Origin of the sequence: Paenibacillus sp. FSL H7-0756 (assembly GCF_038006765.1) — a bacterium.
Lineage (GTDB): Bacteria > Bacillota > Bacilli > Paenibacillales > Paenibacillaceae > Paenibacillus_AQ.
The window spans coordinates 1,697,447-1,714,162 of the sequence record NZ_JBBOVT010000002.1; the positions used below are offsets into that span (position 1 = coordinate 1,697,447).

16 protein-coding genes are annotated in these 16,716 nt (G+C 49.4%); 4 read left to right on the plus strand and 12 right to left on the minus strand.

Translation table 11 applies throughout. The features are described from left to right. Positions 1–4 precede the first annotated feature (4 nt). The 8 genes from NST04_RS24150 to NST04_RS24185 all read right to left on the minus strand — a co-directional run bounded on the left by NST04_RS24150 (position 5) and on the right by NST04_RS24185 (position 9,827). Positions 5–1,252: an insulinase family protein gene (locus NST04_RS24150; RefSeq protein WP_341186487.1), complete on the minus strand. Its 1,248-nt coding sequence runs from the start codon at positions 1,250–1,252 to the stop codon at positions 5–7. Positions 1,253–1,334: 82 nt separating this feature from the next. Continuing rightward, positions 1,335–1,550, minus strand: a complete 216-nt coding sequence (locus NST04_RS24155; protein ID WP_341186488.1) for a hypothetical protein — start codon at positions 1,548–1,550, stop codon at positions 1,335–1,337. Between the two features lie 65 nt (positions 1,551–1,615). After that, a complete protein-coding gene (locus NST04_RS24160; protein ID WP_341186489.1) occupies positions 1,616–3,166 on the minus strand; it encodes a radical SAM/SPASM domain-containing protein in 1,551 nt (516 codons plus the stop codon). Positions 3,167–3,590: 424 nt separating this feature from the next. Continuing rightward, entirely contained in the window at positions 3,591–4,349 is a 759-nt protein-coding gene (locus NST04_RS24165) for an ABC transporter ATP-binding protein (protein WP_341186490.1), read from the minus strand. A gap of 9 nt (positions 4,350–4,358) precedes the next feature. Beyond that, positions 4,359–6,677 carry an ABC transporter permease gene (locus NST04_RS24170; RefSeq protein ID WP_341186491.1) on the minus strand — a complete coding sequence of 773 codons (2,319 nt, stop codon included), beginning with the start codon at positions 6,675–6,677 and terminating at the stop codon, positions 4,359–4,361. A 3-nt stretch (positions 6,678–6,680) separates the two neighbouring features. After that, positions 6,681–7,961 carry an MFS transporter gene (locus tag NST04_RS24175; protein WP_341186492.1) on the minus strand — a complete coding sequence of 427 codons (1,281 nt, stop codon included), beginning with the start codon at positions 7,959–7,961 and terminating at the stop codon, positions 6,681–6,683. Then, positions 7,954–8,619 (minus strand): TetR/AcrR family transcriptional regulator, encoded by a 666-nt coding sequence (locus tag NST04_RS24180; protein ID WP_341186493.1) that lies wholly within the window; start codon positions 8,617–8,619, stop codon positions 7,954–7,956. Before NST04_RS24180 ends, NST04_RS24175 begins: the two co-directional genes overlap by 8 nt. 236 nt (positions 8,620–8,855) lie before the next feature. Next, positions 8,856–9,827: an aldo/keto reductase gene (locus NST04_RS24185; protein ID WP_341186494.1), complete on the minus strand. Its 972-nt coding sequence runs from the start codon at positions 9,825–9,827 to the stop codon at positions 8,856–8,858. Positions 9,828–10,000: 173 nt separating this feature from the next. On the opposite strand from NST04_RS24185, the gene NST04_RS24190 reads away from it, so the two are divergent. Next, the gene (locus NST04_RS24190; RefSeq protein ID WP_341186495.1) at positions 10,001–10,411 is read left to right on the plus strand and encodes a MarR family winged helix-turn-helix transcriptional regulator; all 411 of its coding nucleotides are present in this window, start codon (positions 10,001–10,003) and stop codon (positions 10,409–10,411) included. A 20-nt stretch (positions 10,412–10,431) separates the two neighbouring features. Here the strand turns inward: NST04_RS24190 and NST04_RS24195 are convergent, their stop codons facing one another. Both NST04_RS24195 and NST04_RS24200 read right to left on the minus strand, forming a co-directional pair. After that, entirely contained in the window at positions 10,432–10,809 is a 378-nt protein-coding gene (locus NST04_RS24195) for an ArsR/SmtB family transcription factor (protein ID WP_341186496.1), read from the minus strand. Between the two features lie 45 nt (positions 10,810–10,854). Beyond that, positions 10,855–11,310, minus strand: coding sequence for a MarR family winged helix-turn-helix transcriptional regulator (locus NST04_RS24200; RefSeq protein WP_341186497.1), 456 nt, complete (start codon positions 11,308–11,310; stop codon positions 10,855–10,857). A gap of 177 nt (positions 11,311–11,487) precedes the next feature. Here NST04_RS24200 and NST04_RS24205 point away from each other — a divergent pair, with 177 nt between their 5' ends. After that, complete coding sequence (locus tag NST04_RS24205) at positions 11,488–12,456, plus strand: quinone oxidoreductase family protein (protein ID WP_341186498.1); 969 nt, start codon at positions 11,488–11,490, stop codon at positions 12,454–12,456. Between the two features lie 177 nt (positions 12,457–12,633). Next, complete coding sequence (locus tag NST04_RS24210) at positions 12,634–13,239, plus strand: histidine phosphatase family protein (protein ID WP_341186499.1); 606 nt, start codon at positions 12,634–12,636, stop codon at positions 13,237–13,239. Positions 13,240–13,374: 135 nt separating this feature from the next. On the opposite strand, the gene NST04_RS24215 is transcribed toward NST04_RS24210, so the two are convergent. Then, a complete protein-coding gene (locus tag NST04_RS24215; RefSeq protein ID WP_341186500.1) occupies positions 13,375–14,421 on the minus strand; it encodes an aromatic ring-hydroxylating dioxygenase subunit alpha in 1,047 nt (348 codons plus the stop codon). Between the two features lie 346 nt (positions 14,422–14,767). On the opposite strand from NST04_RS24215, the gene NST04_RS24220 reads away from it, so the two are divergent. Next, positions 14,768–15,310: an NADPH-dependent FMN reductase gene (locus tag NST04_RS24220; RefSeq protein WP_341186501.1), complete on the plus strand. Its 543-nt coding sequence runs from the start codon at positions 14,768–14,770 to the stop codon at positions 15,308–15,310. A gap of 141 nt (positions 15,311–15,451) precedes the next feature. Here NST04_RS24220 and NST04_RS24225 read toward each other — a convergent pair whose 3' ends face one another. Continuing rightward, entirely contained in the window at positions 15,452–16,519 is a 1,068-nt protein-coding gene (locus tag NST04_RS24225) for a helix-turn-helix transcriptional regulator (protein ID WP_341186502.1), read from the minus strand. Positions 16,520–16,716 lie beyond the last annotated feature (197 nt).

Sequence of the window (16,716 nt, forward strand, 5' to 3'; positions counted from 1 at the left end):
CCTTTTAGGTAGAGATTACTATTTTACAGGGAGTATTTAATATCCAATTTTTGTAATTTATAAGATCATTTACTTCTACTTGATCGAGTAATTCCTTTAACTGATTATATTGATTGCTAGTAATATGAATAGGTTCACCATAAAAAATATGCGAGGATATATTCTGAAATATTTGACTTCTGCTCGCTTTTTCTGGTTCACACAAAAATGGAGAAATACTTTCTTTTGATGCTTTTAGTCTCTCTTCTGTGATCAATAAATGATTTAAATAGTCAACAATATCTTCTGCAAAATAAGATAAAGTATCATCTATATTATTAAAGTTTAGCGTAAATACAGCATAATAAAGATAATCAGAGACATGCTTGTCTGTTGCTGAAATCTCCGAGCATCTAGGAGCATATGAAGATACAGACACATATTCTTCAATACTTTTCTTCGCAATGACTTCAAATAACATCCTTGTTAATTTCGCCTTCAGATTCAGAGACTTATAAAATTGTTGATAATAGATTTCTACTACTTTATGATTAAAAGGATGCTCCATTCTGCAAATTGATAAGTTGTATTTCTGTTGTTTAGTGTAATTAAAAACGACATCATAATTTAATTGTTTAGGCAATTCGGTTTGCATTATCGGTATTTCTTGGTAAAGATCTGATAGAATATCCTTCATCTGAAGTCCAGAAAAATATACAAGTGCCATATTATCTGGATTATAATATTTTTGAATAAATGTGACTGCTTCCCTCATGTTTAATGACATAATTTCATCTTCTTTTCCTACTGGAAGCTCACTGATCAGTCCATCAGTTATAAATGAGATAAGTTCCTGCTGCCAGTACCACTGCGATCCTTTCTGTTTACATTCAGCTAATATCTCTAATTTAGATTTTGCAAAAGTTTCCTTCGTTACAATGGAAGTACCAAGAACCAAATTTAAAATTTGATGAAATATATGAATATTTTCCAAACGGGAGGGGAAAGAGAACATTAAAACAGTTTGTCCATAATTGGTAACTCCTGACGAGCGTAAACGAATCCTACTGAATATTTTGAAGTCATTAGTTGATTCTGGAATATAATGTCGATACGAAAGACAAATATGCTCAACTAAATGAGCTACTCCATTTTCACCCATGGGTTCCTGGCCACATCCGGCTTTAATACACACAATAACCAACGTTTCCTCACATTCATCATTTACAAAATAAATATTATTTTCTTGATGAAAAGATATTTTAGGTGCCATGCTAAATCATATCTCCTTGATGAGAGAATATTAAATAAAGGTGAGCTAACATAAAGTTAGATCACCTTATAAGTTCAGATTACTACGATCCATCACTTGCTGAAGTCGTATTACGTTCTTTATTTTCATTAATATTGCTGTTACATCCACATCCGCAATCTGGAACAAACCACCACCATGCTCTGTCTTGTGTATTGTCATGTTGATTAGGAGTATCCACATTACAAATACAGTTACATCTATGCGCTGCTGTCACAGCATTATCTTGATTTCGAAACAATGGGTTAACTACTAGCATATCCATTCACCTCCTCTATTATTAAAATATTTATATTAATCCTCTCAATTCGAGGAAAAATATTATCAGTAAATTTCAGTATGCTCTAAAAAAGCCAACTTCTCCGGGGAGATTTCTCGCATGGTATGATAAAGAACTAGATCCTTGAGGTGTACACTTCTACGCAAGTTGCATTTTCTGTTCTTTTCATTTGCGTTAAATTCAGTTTCTGTATAGTTATGCGCATAACACACGGAACACAATCTTATTGCCCAACAGTTCTGGCACTGCTCGATTGATCCTTCGGAATAATCCTCAACGTAGTATTTTTTAAGCCGGTCAAAATCAATGCCATCCTTAATGTTCCCAATGGAAGGTGAATTGCCTACGCGTTCGCAGACATATAATTCTCCATTTGTAGTTATGTAAAGTCTGCGCGCTCCAGGAGTACAACATCCATTAAAAGGATAAAAATCACCAGGACTATTCGAAAGATAACGTTTTTCAATGCTGATTAACGAACTTTCAATTCCTGAAGAAGAAATATTATTAATATGATCTCTGATTACTGGACGACTTAAGGCACATTCTTCCAACCATGACCACAAAGGATCCATGACTTTGGGCTTAGCATCATATTTGTTCTTTAGTTTAATTTCTGTATTTGGAAGACTACCTTCTGCAACATAACCAATATTAATATCTACATTAGGCGGTAAGAAATCCAAACCCGAGAAAAAAGAGTTAATATCATTTAACTTTTCATGCGAATAAGGCGGTGCAAATACAGCATTTATGGAGATTGAATTTTCACTTTTAGAAAACGCATCACTCATCAGCTTCAGACCATGAATTGCCCGAGAAAAACTGCCCTCGCCATTAGCATATTTTCTATATGCGTTTTGCACATATTCAGGACCGTCCAAGCTGCAAACTACCCCCATACCGGGAACCGCCGCTAAAAAATCTGCTATTTCTTTTGTCACTAATGTCAGATTCGTTGTCAAGGAAAATGTGATTTTTTTTCCCTTAAGAGCTTCTAAAGAATATTCTACTGCCCATTTCAATAAATCAAATTTGAGTAACGGCTCTCCTCCATAAAAGGTAACCGCTATTTTCTCTCCGGAATGTTGTGCCGCATAATCAATGCTTGCCTTTGCAATTTCCAGACTCATATCACTGTGATTAAAATCTCTGTTCAAATCGCAATTTTCATTATATATACAATATCCACACCGCAAATTACAACGACCTGTTAATTCCAGAATCACTTGTGATAACTCATTGTTAACCCTTTCCTCTAAAAGTTCGTTATGCCCTGGCGTATACAACCGTTCGGGTTTAAATGCACGGAATAGCTGTTCATTAATAACCGTTTGGCAAAAATCATTAATAGCTGAGATGTTTATTTCTTGTACGCTCAACATCTCATTGACATCATTAACATCAGATAATTCAAAGAGACACTGCATGATTTTAAAAGAATCATCATCTAACTGTAAGACCTTTCCCGTTCCGGTATCATAATAGTAATTATTTGTTTCCGTTGAGAAAAGTTTGCCTAATCGTTGAATCTCACTTTTTTGTTTCAATGAGAATAACCGCCCAATTTCCTCATGGCATTTCAGTGTACTCATTTCCCCACCTCTTTCTTAAAATAATAATATAATGAACAGTTATGAGATTTTTTTCACAAGCAATTCTAGTAACATTTTCTTGTGCAATTAATATAGCACAAAAACAAATATATTGGAATACTTTGTAATTATTATATTTTTTAAACATTAAAACCTTTAATATCAATATAGTTACATTTTATTATATAGAAAAAATATTACTAAGCATGCTTAGTAATATTTTTTCTATCAGTAATTTTACAGTTTCAGAGGAAGAGGTGAACTCTATTGTCACCTTACGAGCAACTAAATGCCGATTTGCAAGTCTATGTGCTTGTAATCCTGTTGCATGCTGTTATGGTGAAATGCTCCATTAACTCCAGCGTAGTCTCACAGACATTATTCAGCTCTTACTGCCGTTCAATATACACAAAAATAATCTCTATTATATCCCAATCTCCCGCATTTTGGCCGTGATCCGGTTCATGCGGGATTCCAGCGTCCCTCCGCTGTATTTCGGCAGGCGCAGCTCATCGACGATCCGGCCGTCGCACATGAACATAATCCGCTGCGTCCTGGCCGCCACGGTGGCATCATGGGTGACCAGCATGATTGCCGTACCTTCTTCATTGATCCCGGACAGCAGGTCCATGATCTCCTCGGCAGCCTTCAGATTCAGTGCACCGGTCGGCTCATCCCCGAAAATAATGCGCGGACTGCCCATCAGCGCGCGGCAAATGCCCGCCCGTTGCAGCTGTCCGCCCGAAGCCTCCGTAATATTACGCTTCGCCAGCTCCGCAATCCCTGCCTTGTGCATAAGCTGCTGCGCCTTATCTGTAATGGCCGCAACCTTCCGCCGGTTACCGCGCATCGACGGCAGAATAATATTATCCAGGATGTTCAGATTCTTCATCAGCGTCGGCTGCTGGAATACGAAGCCCATCTCCGTTCTGCGTAGATCCGCAAGCTCATCGCCCTCCAGTGTTCCCAGATCCCTGCCCTCAAAAGCAACCAGGCCCCAGTCGATCCGGTCCATTCCGCTCAGTGCAAACATCAGCGTGGATTTCCCTGAGCCTGAGGGTCCCATCACCGAGACGAATTCACCTTCGTGAATATCGACAGATACTCCGTCCAGCACCTTGCGCTGCTCCGCGCCGGTGCCATATTGTTTGGTTATATTTTGACCCGAAATAATCTTCTTCATCTTCCTGATCTACTCCTTAATATTGCCGGATATTTGAATGCGGCCGATGCCCGAGGTTCCGGTAACCGCCCCGATGAGTACAGAACCGGTCATTAGCAGCGGACACAGCAGATACGCGGAGAGCGGATGGACCACGAACTTGAAGGACGATGCCCCGAAGTAGGAGATCACAGCCCCTGCAAGAATCTGCCCCAGGGTGTTCGCCAGCAGGGTTCCCAGCACCATCCCGATCACAAGTACAAATATAGAACGCGTATAATACTGTACCGTCAGATCCGAATTCCGGAAGCCCATGGATTTCATGACAGCAATAGGATAACGGTCCTTAGCTACAAGCATACGCATAAACAGCAGGGTAATCAGTACATTAAGGACCAGCATTACGGCCAGAGCAGCCCATGCGGCCTTACCGACTGAACGGATGGTGGAGCCGAAGGTCTGTGTCACATATTCATCAATCCCTGACACCTTGGCATAACTGAACTGCCGGGCATATTCGGAGACTGTGCTGCCCACCAGCGACTTATCTGCCAGCTCTGCATAGATGACAGACCACATCGCCTCTGCTGATCGTGTAGTGAATACGGCCTTGGCCGTTTTACCGCCGTTGGTCACATCGGAATAAATTCCGCTTACCGTAAGCGTCTGCGGTTCTCCGTCAAGCAGAAGGACGAGGGAATCCCCGGGCTTTTTGCCCAGATCTTTCGCATTGACGGCAGACAGGGCGATTTCATCCGCTGCCTCCGGTCTCCGCCCTTCCGAATAGGCCACCGGGAAAATAGAATGGTCTCCCAGCTCAACCTTTAACCGTTCCCCGGCTCCATGATCGAGCTGTACGTTAAGCGCCCGGGTGGTAAGCACAGCATAGCGGGATACCGACTGATCCTCGTCCATGACCCGCACAACCTCTGCGGCCTTCTCAGCAATATGGTCAGTCTGCTGGATATCCATGCGCAAATCACTGTCACCGATGCCCATATATGTAATGAAGCCCCGGGAGGAAATCGTATGATAGAGATTCTGGGGCACAATCATCAGGAAGGAAGAGATGACGAGCACCGCAAGCATGGTTGCGTATAGACCTTTTCTGGACACAACATCCTTAACCCCCAGATAGACATTCGTGTTCAGCAGCCGGTTGCCGCTCAAGGTGAAACGTCTGGAGCCCATCCGGGTCTCCTGGGATGTGCCATAACGGATGGCTTCGACCGCCGAAATCCTGCGGAAACGCTTCAGCACCCTGTTCACATAGACAACAATAGTAAGGAATACAAGCACTACACCAAGGACACCGCAGGCTAGGGCAAGCGCCGGATGCGCACTTTCGCCCATATACAGCCTGATATTCTCAAGGAGCAGACCTCTGAAGATGAATGATAACGTGAGGCCAAGGAGGCTGCCCAGAGCGGCTATCGCTGCGTATTTGGCCAGATAGATTCTTTTCAGATCCGAGACGCGCAGGCCGATGGCCTTCATAACACCAATCTCCCGGTAATCGCTCTCGATGGTAGCCATAAGGGTGAACCGTATACATAGAAAAGCAATAATAACGACCAAAACGCTCGCCAGCAGGATCACCGCAATCATCAGCCCGTCAGAAATCGCATTAAGCACTCTGAACAGGGGATATGTAATCACCGGGCCGTTCCCCTCAAGTCCCGCTGCGGTATAGTCGGTCTCAAAGGCCCCCAGCATCGACAGGTTCTTCAGCCTGAACTCAATCAGATATTCCGTGGTTCCGTACTGCGCCAGCTCTGCATAATCCGCCGGGCTGACGAGGAACCGCTTCGACGAAGCGAGCAGCGAGTTCATCTGTGAATCCCGCAGGAACCCCGCTACGGTGAGGCTTGTGTCACCCACGGTAACCGTCCCTCCGGCCTTGATGGAGCCATCCTTCATATAACTGATCGGGACATACACCTCGCCGCCCCGTACATCAATCACCTTCCCGTCCAGATCAAGCAGATAATCAAACTTCCTGCTCTGTGTGCTGAAGCCGTTATCCTGGACACTGTCAATAAGCGTATGGCCGTCCATACCAATCTTCGCGCCTTCTATGTTGAGGAACTCAAGCACCTGGTGATCCTCAACCTTGCTGTTCTGCTCTGCGAAGGCCGTGAGCCGGGCTTGATTCAGCTGTCCGGAATGCATCTGCAGAAAATGCGGCGTCTTCGCCTGTGTCATCAGATGATCAATGGCCCCTGTCAGGTTGACGACCAGAATGGCTGACAGAGAGACGAGCATGGCTGCGGCAGCTACGAACAGCATAGTCGTCAGCGTGATTCCCTTGCTTGTGCGGATATCGCTGCGGATTATTCGGTAAAACATAGCTTACCCCCTGCTCTCAAGACTTGTAATGGATTTAAGCCGATAGATCATGACCGAAGCGGCGCTTAACAGCAGCCCGGCAATAATAATGAGAAGTCCCATCCCCCGCCCGCTGCCTGTGCCGATAATCCGTCCCACACTATCCGCCAGGACTCCGCCGCTCACCAGCAATGGAGTAAATACGTAATCTGCCAGCACACCCGCCAGCATATAGGCCGCCACGAATCCGAGCTGTGAGAGCAGTCCGATCAGTGACCAGGCTCTACCCTGAACCGAATTATCGATATTGGTGCGGACCAGATAATCCAGGGCAGTATTCGTGAAGGGCAGCATGGCAAAAAACATAAACCCCGCAGCGCCAATCAGCACAATATTCTCACGCAGACCGAAGACCGCGATACTGATTCCTGAGCAAAAAAGCGACACTGCCAGCATGCGCACGAAATTCTTTTGTATCCGCAGCATCCCTATCACGACACTCGACACCAGCATTCCCGAGGCCATGACCGTCTCCAGCGTCCCCAAGACCGCACTGCTGGAGAACGCCAGAATCATCGGCATGGACAAGGTCTCAATGAATCCGATGAAGAAGGTCATGACCGAGGTCATAATCACCAGCACCAGCACCCCACGGTTCCCGGAGACCGCTCGCCAGCCTTCTTTGAATTCCCGGATAAAGGCCTGTGCCTGTTCCGCCTGCTTGGAGGCCAGACCGCTGCGGACGGCAAGGGTAGTCGGTACGGTTAAGAAAAATGTACAGATGTCGATGATCAGCAGCAGCTTCACATCAGACACTGTCAGCAGCAGCCCGGCAATAAGCGGCGAAATCAGATATTTGGCGGAGCCGGCAATCTGTACAAAACCGCTGGCCTTCGTATACTGCTCTTCGGTGAGCAGATCCGTTACCGTAGCCTTATAGGCGGGATCAAGCAGAGAGGAGAACACCGAGCTGACGGTCACGCCTAAGCATATCTGCCACAGCTGCGCTTCTCCATTCAGCAGGCAGACCAGAATATAGATCAGACCTAAGGCAGATAGACTGTCTCCAATTACCATCAGCAGCCTGCGGTCATAGCGGTCCGCCAGCACGCCTGCGACAGGACTTAGCAGCAGGGAAGGCATGAATGCCAGCAGGGTCACCAGCGCCATCGCCGATGCCTGCCCGGTCTGCTGTAAGGTATAGATCCCCAGCCCGAACGCGGTGAGCCCGCTGCCGATGGCTGAGATCAGTTGCCCTGACCACAGAAACAGAAATCTGCCGAACCCTGTGCCGGAGCTATTCATCCCTATGCTCCACATTGGCTTCACCTGCGCCGCCGAACATCTGCATCACACTCATCAGACTTCCGCTCCCGGCACCGAGCAGCCGTTCCACATTGGCGATGAAGGCCAGAATGCGTGACATTCGCTCCTCCTCCGTCATTTCAACCATGTCATTATCAAAAATAGTGGTGGCGTAAACAACAACCATCTCCATGCATTCGTACGGATAGGGAGTATGAAATATCCCTTGCTCTATCCCCTCGCTGATGATGGGGGCAAGAATCGGCGGGACGCCGCGGATGACCGCCTTCTGAATCTTCTGATGCATCAGCGCATTCTGCGGCTTGTGGATATGCTCCATGATCTCCGTGCCGCCGCCGTTTCCGCTGCTGATGTTCAGCGCCATGCCGGCACGCAGAATCCGCTCAATGACGGGTATACTCTTATCTTCAGCAACCTGCTGTGCGGCATGAAGGATATTGGCGTTCGTCCGCTCAATCAGCGCATCCATAATATCCTCCTTCGACTTGAAGTGATAATATAGCGTCCCGCGTGCAATGCCGACCTTGCTCAGAATATCGCCAGTGCTCGTACCGTCGAAGCCCTTCTGTCCGAACAGCTCCCCGGCTGCATCCAGAATCTCATTTCTGCGGGCTTCCGCTTCTTTGACAACTCTCATGGTCATGTCTCCTTATGGTGAAGCTTGGATTGTTCTGCCTGTGCTTGGAAATATGCTTATCATAGCTGATTTACCGACCGACTGTCTGTCGGTAAGTAATTATAGCATAATAGGTTTGTATGGAACAAGATGGCTTAATTAACGGATATCCTTCTGCCATAACAGACGAAGTCATTATTTCTAACTTCAACGAGAAACGGACACCGCTAGAGTGTCCGCTCATAGATCCGTATAGTTTATTGTAATGAATGAGGAATATAAAGTTCTTCCAGGCTGATGATTTCTTCAGGTGTCAATTGCACAGATAGTGACGCTACTGCTTCTTCCAGATGGCTGATCCGGGTAGACCCGATGACCGGAGCAGTAACCTCTTGCTTGTGCAGCAGCCAGGCCAGAGCGATTTGTGCGCGCGAAATCCCCCGGTTAGCAGCAACTTCTGCTACTCTGTGTGCAACTTTGCGGTCCGCCTCTTCCGTTCTTGCGAACATCGCCTTGGCAACCTGGTCCTTCTCTGAACGTTCAGTGAACTGATCCCAATCTCTGGTTAAGCGGCCTGCAGCCAGTGGTAAATAAGGAGTAATGCCCACTCCTTGATCCTTACACAGCGGGAGCATCTCCCTCTCCTCTTCCCGGTAGAGCAAGTTCAGCCTATTCTCCATCGAGATGAACCGGGTCCAGCCATTTCGTTCTGCGGCATGCTGGGCCTTCGCAAATTGCCATGCCAGCATAGAAGATGCTCCAATATAACGCGCCTTCCCCGCCTTCACGATATCATGCAGAGCCTCCATCGTCTCCTCAATGGGCGTATTTGGATCATAACGGTGTATTTGATAGAGGTCAATGTAGTCTGTTCCGAGCCGTCTTAGGCTGTGGTCAATCTCGGTCATTATGGTTTTACGGGAGAGACCCATCGCATTCGGACCCTTCCGCATGGGGACGAACACCTTCGTGGCCAGCACAACTTCTTCCCGGCGGGCAAAATCCTTGATTGCGCGTCCTAGTATTTCTTCACTGGTGCCATCTGAATACATATTGGCTGTACTGAAGAAGTTAATGCCTAATTCGACTGCTCTTCTAATGATCGGTCTGCTGCTCTCTTCATCCAGCGACCAGGGCGTATTGCCGCGTTCCGGCACACCGAAGCCCATAGTTCCCAGACTTAACCTTGATACATCCAATCCGCTTACTCCAAGCTTCACATATTCCATAGAATAAAAACACCCCTTCATATCAGATATAGGTTGACATATCAACCAAAACAATACATCTCTCCTTTGGTTGACGTGTCAACTTATAAATACACAGTAACACCTTGTGGTTGATACGTCAACCATGATATGATTCTTCTATGGATAATATGAACGAATTAAACGAAGAAGAAATGCGGATTTGGAATATGTGGAAAGGCTCCTACAAACGAATCTTCGGCCGTGTTGTGAAGGATATGTCTGAGCAAACAGGATTATCCGAGGGTGACTTCGGAGTATTAGACAGGCTGGTGCAGTTCGGGGAGGGCAAGCTTCGCCAACAGGAGCTAGCCGACTCCATGGACTGGGACAAGAGCAGGCTATCCCATCATCTGACACGGATGGAGAAGCGTGGTCTGGTGCAAAGAAAACCGCTGGATACCGACCGGGGTGTACAGATTAACATTACTCCCGCCGGCCGGTCCATTCTGGATGAGGCACTTCCGGTAGTCTCTACGGCCATACGCAAGCACTTCCTGGCACTGCTGACCGAGCAGGATAAGAAGTCCATTATTGCACTGGCGGAGCGGACCAAGACACCTTAATAGTTCAGATTAGTAATAGCCTAGTCCTCAAGCAGCAGTTCTTCCCTAACAGGAGAATCGCTGCTTTGTTCGCATTGTGCCAGAACCTTCTCCAGCCCGTTCACCAAGCTTTTGAGCACCATCAGCTTGCTTCCAGAGTCCAGCCGGTAATAGTTGCGGGTGCCGTCTTTGCGGACGCTAACAATTCCGGCCTCTATCAAGATTCTAAGATGATGGGACACGACCGGACGGGAAAAGTGGGTGGCCCCTCTTATCTCGCCTACACGCATACCCGGATCTTGCGGCCCTTGCAGCAAGGCCATCAGGATGGCTTGCCGGGTCTCGGCACCGGCCGCGTTCAGCACCTTCAGCGAATTCCTGAATTGAGACGCCAGTTCATCCATCAGTTCCTGGTCCATGGAAATCCCTCCTATGTGCTTCATCGTCAAGAACCCTACCGTTTATCAGCGGCTCACCCCTGGAGCAGTGACCAGAATCTTGCTGGCCAGGGCAATCATCTGCGCCTGCTCCTCCCCGGTAAGACTATCGGTTACCGCCATAATCTGACGCTCGATCTGCTCCCCGACCTCGTGAATAATCTTCCAGCCTGTCTCCGTAGCCCTCACATTGAATGCCCGCCGGTCAATCTGTGATACGGTACGCTCTACCAGCCCGCGGCGCTGTGCCCGGTCAACGAGCCCTGTAATGCTGGATTTATCGAGGCCCAGATGCTTGGCCAGCTGCAGCATACCCGGCTCCCGGTCGCGCAGTATCCCCAGCAGACGGATCTGGATAATCGACAGATCATGCTCCGTTCCTATTCGGGCAAGGATATTTTGCACCAGGAAGGATAGCTGCACAAGGCTGTCTACCATCGAGAGATCATCCAGCTTATCAAAAGAATTATCGTAACTGCTCATTGATTTCACTCCGCACTTTTGTATATTTCAGACTTGTTTGCTCCTATTGTACCACAGTAGCCGTTGACATTGTACGTAATACAAACTATATTGTTTGTATTACAAACTTTTTAGTTTGTTTCACAAACAAATTCACTCACCCGGATATAAATATCCTGGTAAATTGGAGGCCTATTTATGTACGCTGCTATTGTAAGATCATTCGATTCAGGTCCGAAATACGAAAAGATTGCTGCTCCCGTACCTTCAGGAGAACACGAAGCTTTGGTGGATGTGCTCGCTGCCGGATTGCATCTCCGGGTCCGGGCACAAGCCAATGGATCTCACTACACAAGTACGGATGAACTGCCGCTAATCCCCGGTATTGACGGCGTCGGACGGCTCCCGGATGGCAAGCTGGTCTATTTTGTCGCAACTGATACAGCGCTGGGATCATTCGCAGACCAGACCCTCATCGATCTTCGCCGCGCTGTCCCGCTACCCGCAGATGCTGATCCCGTGCTCATCGCCGCCGCAATGAATCCGGCCATGTCCTCCTGGGTGACTCTCCGCCGCCGGATTCAGGCTAAGTCCGGGTTCAAGGTTCTCATTCTTGGCGCTACCGGCAACTCCGGGCAAATGGCCGTTCAGATCGCCAAGCTTATGGGAGCCAGTCAGATCATCGCCGCCGGGCGGAACCCGCAACGGCTCAGTTCACTTACACAGCTTGGTACGGATGTAGTCATATCGCTTGCCGGAGATCCCGGGACTGTGGCCCGGAACCTCGGCGAAGCCTCAGCCGAAGTGGATATCGTGCTCGACTATCTGTGGGGTGAGCCTGCTGCACTCGCTATGCTCCCGATATTAACCCGCCGTTCCGACCGCAGCCGGCTGTTAACCTGGATTCAGATCGGTTCCATGGCTGGCGCGGAAGCTGCAATTCCTTCCGCTGCACTCCGCTCTGCCAACTTCCAGATCATCGGCAGCGGCCAGGGGTCCGTCACGCCAGCCGGATATCTGGCGGAATTCCCGGCGTTGATCCATGCCATTGCAGAGGGTCAGCTCACAGCGAACCCTATCGTTTATCCGCTATCTCAGATTGAAGAAGTATGGAAGACTCCGCCGGGCAGTCAGCAGCGTGTTGTCTTCGTGCCGCCCCACAAGTAGTTTCCGAACCTTCCAAGTAAGCTATGTCCGGGTATTGTCATGCTGCGTTGCTTCGATTGTAACTTCTGTTCTTGAACATTCTGGAAAGTGAGTGATAGACTTAGCAGGGTATCCTACTTGAAGGAATCTTTTAAGGAATCATACTAACGCATCATAGAACAGGAGGCCGAAGAGCAGTTGGCGATTTATCTGGTAAGACACGGCAAGGATGACGAAGGATATCGCGGCGGCTGGAGCCAGCGGGGACTGAATACCCAGGGTTACAGACAAGCCGAGAAGCTTGGCCGTTTTTTGAGAGAGAATTCAGCTTCATTCCCTATACAACGTATAGTCAGCAGCGATCTCCAGCGGGCGCTGGATACAGCCGGCGAGCTGGCAAGAGAACTGGAGTTACCCTTGGAGCACAGCATGGGCTGGCGGGAGATGAATAATGGCGTGATCGCCGGTATGCCGAACGAAATCGTGAATGAACGGTACCCCGGCTTATACTTCTCAGGACTGCGGATGGACGAGCGTTACCCCGGCGGAGAGAGTCCGCTCGAATTCTTCACCCGGATTCAAGAGGCCTTCACCCGGCTCTGCGAAGAGCATGCGGACAGCGGCCCTGATGATAACCTAATTATTGTTACACATGGCGGTGTTATAAATATCATCTATCACATCATCAAAGGGATCGACTGGAATAACCGGGGCAGTAAATTCCCGGCTTCCTATGCCAGCCTGCACAGAATTGAGCTTGTGGATGGAAGATGGGACCTGACGCTGGAAAATTATACGGTCTAGCTGCTGCCGCTAACACTCCGTTACGCAGGCAGCTTCCACCTAATCAACACAACAGCACACGCCCGGCAGCAGAGAGCCTAATCTCGGCAGCCGGGCGTGTGCTGTTAATAATGCCTAAGTAACTGAAATAATGAATCAGGACGTATAATTCTGCCCCAGCCCAAGGCTGCTTAGCAGCTGTCTATAGGCAATGGAGGTGCGGTCTGCCGGAATGTGGGCTTCAGCCTGCAGATCCAGCGGCAGATCCTCCGGCGTCTGCGACTCCACCATTTCTGCATCCTCCTGGAACACCTGGAGATTGAACTTGATGGTATCCTCGATCGGGGCGTTCTTGTCGAAGTTGCGCGAGATCGGGCAGAACAGCCGGGTATAACGGGCCGACACCGGCGAAGCACAGTTCAGAATCTTCAGCCGGCCCTCATCCGGGAAATAGACCGTCAGCGAAGCGGCGAACGGGGCGAATACCCGGAACTCCCGCAGCCACTGGAAGCCTTCCGGCGCGGGATTCTCCTGCCCTTTGCCATAGTTGCTGACTGTGCTCCAGTATTCGGCCACCAGCTCCGTCTCCCCTTCGCGCCACACCTTGTACTGGGGGACCTCTGTATTATTGCGGTCACCGAAGGTTGCCGTATGCACGTAGGCGAAATGGGATACATCCAGGAAGCCCTCCATCTGCCGCCCGGAGGAGCCGGCAATGTCGAAGCTAGGGATCAGAATATTAATATAGTCGGGATCATCCCAGGCCGGGAAGGCGGGAATCTGCTCCGGCTCATCTGCAAGGCAGGTCCAGATCAGACCGTAGCGTTCGATGGCCGGATAGACAATCAGTTTCAATTTGGGCGAGATTTTGGCGCTTGGATGTGCCGGTACCGCAGTACATTTCCCCTCGCAGTTATAGCGGAACCCGTGATACGGGCAGACAATCTCCCCGTTCTCCACCCAGCCCTTACTCAGCGGGGCTCCCCGGTGAAAACAGAGATCCCGGGCAATAACCACCTTGCCTCCGCTGCGGTAGCATACCAGCTTCATATCCAGCAGCTTCACCGCCACCGGCTGATCCTGTACCTCTGCTGCCGTAGCCACCGGATACCAGTACCGGGCCAGAATACGCCAATCTTCAGGCGAGAAGGTGCAATCACGCGGGAGTTCAAGCTCTGTCTGCCGTTTCTTTTCCTCTATCATGGCTGCGCCCACCTCTCCATATATTATAGGTACATAAGATTCTTTAATTATATGTCAGAATAACTGACTTGTTGAGTGTATTTTAAGCTAATTTCATCATTACAATCAATTATCCAGCTGATTATTTTGGATTCAAGCCTAAAATCAACTATTCAATGTTATGCAAAATAACATATCAGTTGATTTCTAATACCCATAAAATGCATGTAAGTGGGCCGTTTTAATTTTTAGCTAAAAATTTAACTAGGTTTCAAAATTTCACTTGCTTTATTAAAGTTATCAGCTATAATAAAAAACATATCAAGCAAAACAAATTACGGAAAACAAAATTCGAGGAGGAATTACAATGACAACACTTAATATCGGAATTATTCTTGGAAGCACACGCCAGGGCCGCGTTAGCCCGCAGGTAGGGCAATGGGTGAAGGGAATTGCTGACGCCCGCGGAGATGCCAATTACGAAATCGTAGATATTGCCGACTTCAAGCTGCCGATGTTTGGGGAAAGCGACAGCTACGCTGAAGCCCAGGCTTGGGCAGCTAAGCTGGCTACGCTGGACGGATTCGTATTCATCGTGCAGGAATATAACCACAGTCTCTCCGGGGCACTGAAGAACGCACTGGATTCTGCCCGTGAAGAATGGAATAACAAGGCTGCCGGGATCGTCAGCTACGGCTCCGCCGGAGGCGCCCGCGCCGCTGAGCATCTGCGCGGAATCCTCGGCGAATTGTCCGTTGCCGACGTTCGTGTTCACCCGCTGCTCTCGCTGTTCACCGATTTCGAGAACGGCTCGGTGTTCAAGCCGGCTGACCTGCATGCCGCCAACGTCAATGCTATGCTGGATCAGGTCTTGGCCTGGAGCGGCGCGCTGAAGACACTTCGCCAGTAAGAGTTCATTCGGGCGCTCCTTCCAGCCAGTTGCGAAACCGTTCCAGTTATGTAAAGGTCCCAGACATGAAACAAGGGGAATCTCCACAGCCGCCTGGCTGGAGATTCCCCTTATTTGTTCTACAATAATGATTCTCTACCCTTATCGCGGAAGCAGCCTGCTGATCAGCTCCCGGCGGCTGGATACATCGGCTTTGGCGAAGATCGATTTCAGATGATCCTGCACCGTATAAGCAGAGATATGAAGCGACTCGGCCAGCTCCTTGGTCGATAAGCCCAGCGACAGCATCTCGGCGAGCTGCTTCTCCCGCGCGGTGAAGGCAAAGGCCTCGGCCAGCAGCCTGAACACATCCGCAGAGCGGGCGCTGACGAAAGACACGGCCAGCAGCCGCTCCGGGCCGCCAAGCAGGCTTGCGGTTACGGTCAAGTAAGCCGCGTCTCCGGTCTGGAGACAGATTCTTGCCCGTGAAGGTTCAGCTCCGGCAGGCTTCTTCTCCTGCTCCGCAAGTACCCGCAGGCAGACGGCGCGTACCGTTCCGGGCAGCGCCTCCTCCGCCAGCTTCTCCTTCTGCCGGAGCCGGGCCAGCCAATTCTCCGCCGCAGTATTGGAGCTTTGCGGAGACAGATGCTCATCCAGCACCAGGATACCGTTGTCCTCCGGCACTTCCTTATCCGCTGCGGTCACCGGCAGGGCAGAGGCATAGCTGCGCAGACGTTCAGCGATCAGCGGCCCCGCCGCCGCGATCAAGGCGCATTCGTGCTCCTTGAACGGCGGTTGCCCCAGCGGCCGGAACAGGGTCAGGAACCCCCAGCAGACCCCGCCTGTGCGCAGCGCCACGCGCAGCTCATCCCCGAATCCGGCGGGCTGCAGCACCTTGCGGTAGCGTTCGCTCCGCTCCGGTTCCCCGCCTGTAGCTCCGCTTAAGCTGACTACCGGAATGTCCGCTATAGCCAGCTGCGCGTAGTTCATCTCATCCTCACGCAGATATTCATATTCCAGCAGCACGGAATGCACCGCCTCCAGTCCCTGCTCCGTCACTGCCCCGGTCGTTAAAAGCGTATGCGGGTCTACGGTCGTACAGCAGGCCGCACTAAAGGGAACCAGCCGGCGGAGCCTGGCAATCACCGCTTCCCGGTACTGCATCGAATCCTGGTCAGGCCCGCCCCGTGCCGGATCAAGCTTCGCAATGCTTCGTATCGCCTCGTTCATCTTCCTTCCTCTCCGAAATCCCACAAATGTGGGATAGTCTATCGCCCGTAATCCCCGGATAATAATACACAAGCGGAAACGGCTTTGCCGTCTTTTTTAAGGACGGTATCGTTTCAGCGAGAAATATAAGGATAAGTTATCGTCTGCAACATATAAATCCTTATATTTTTAATCTAATTATACCGCAGATACTGCGT

Coding starts and splice junctions, on each gene's coding strand:
- NST04_RS24150 (WP_341186487.1), bottom strand. CDS start 1,252: ATGGCACCTAAAATATCTTTTCATCAAGAAAATAATATTTATTTTGTA.
- NST04_RS24155 (WP_341186488.1), bottom strand. CDS start 1,550: ATGCTAGTAGTTAACCCATTGTTTCGAAATCAAGATAATGCTGTGACA.
- NST04_RS24160 (WP_341186489.1), bottom strand. CDS start 3,166: ATGAGTACACTGAAATGCCATGAGGAAATTGGGCGGTTATTCTCATTG.
- NST04_RS24165 (WP_341186490.1), bottom strand. CDS start 4,349: ATGAAGAAGATTATTTCGGGTCAAAATATAACCAAACAATATGGCACC.
- NST04_RS24170 (WP_341186491.1), bottom strand. CDS start 6,677: ATGTTTTACCGAATAATCCGCAGCGATATCCGCACAAGCAAGGGAATC.
- NST04_RS24175 (WP_341186492.1), bottom strand. CDS start 7,961: ATGAATAGCTCCGGCACAGGGTTCGGCAGATTTCTGTTTCTGTGGTCA.
- NST04_RS24180 (WP_341186493.1), bottom strand. CDS start 8,619: ATGAGAGTTGTCAAAGAAGCGGAAGCCCGCAGAAATGAGATTCTGGAT.
- NST04_RS24185 (WP_341186494.1), bottom strand. CDS start 9,827: ATGGAATATGTGAAGCTTGGAGTAAGCGGATTGGATGTATCAAGGTTA.
- NST04_RS24190 (WP_341186495.1), top strand. CDS start 10,001: ATGCGGATTTGGAATATGTGGAAAGGCTCCTACAAACGAATCTTCGGC.
- NST04_RS24195 (WP_341186496.1), bottom strand. CDS start 10,809: ATGGACCAGGAACTGATGGATGAACTGGCGTCTCAATTCAGGAATTCG.
- NST04_RS24200 (WP_341186497.1), bottom strand. CDS start 11,310: ATGAGCAGTTACGATAATTCTTTTGATAAGCTGGATGATCTCTCGATG.
- NST04_RS24205 (WP_341186498.1), top strand. CDS start 11,488: ATGTACGCTGCTATTGTAAGATCATTCGATTCAGGTCCGAAATACGAA.
- NST04_RS24215 (WP_341186500.1), bottom strand. CDS start 14,421: ATGATAGAGGAAAAGAAACGGCAGACAGAGCTTGAACTCCCGCGTGAT.
- NST04_RS24220 (WP_341186501.1), top strand. CDS start 14,768: ATGACAACACTTAATATCGGAATTATTCTTGGAAGCACACGCCAGGGC.
- NST04_RS24225 (WP_341186502.1), bottom strand. CDS start 16,519: ATGAACGAGGCGATACGAAGCATTGCGAAGCTTGATCCGGCACGGGGC.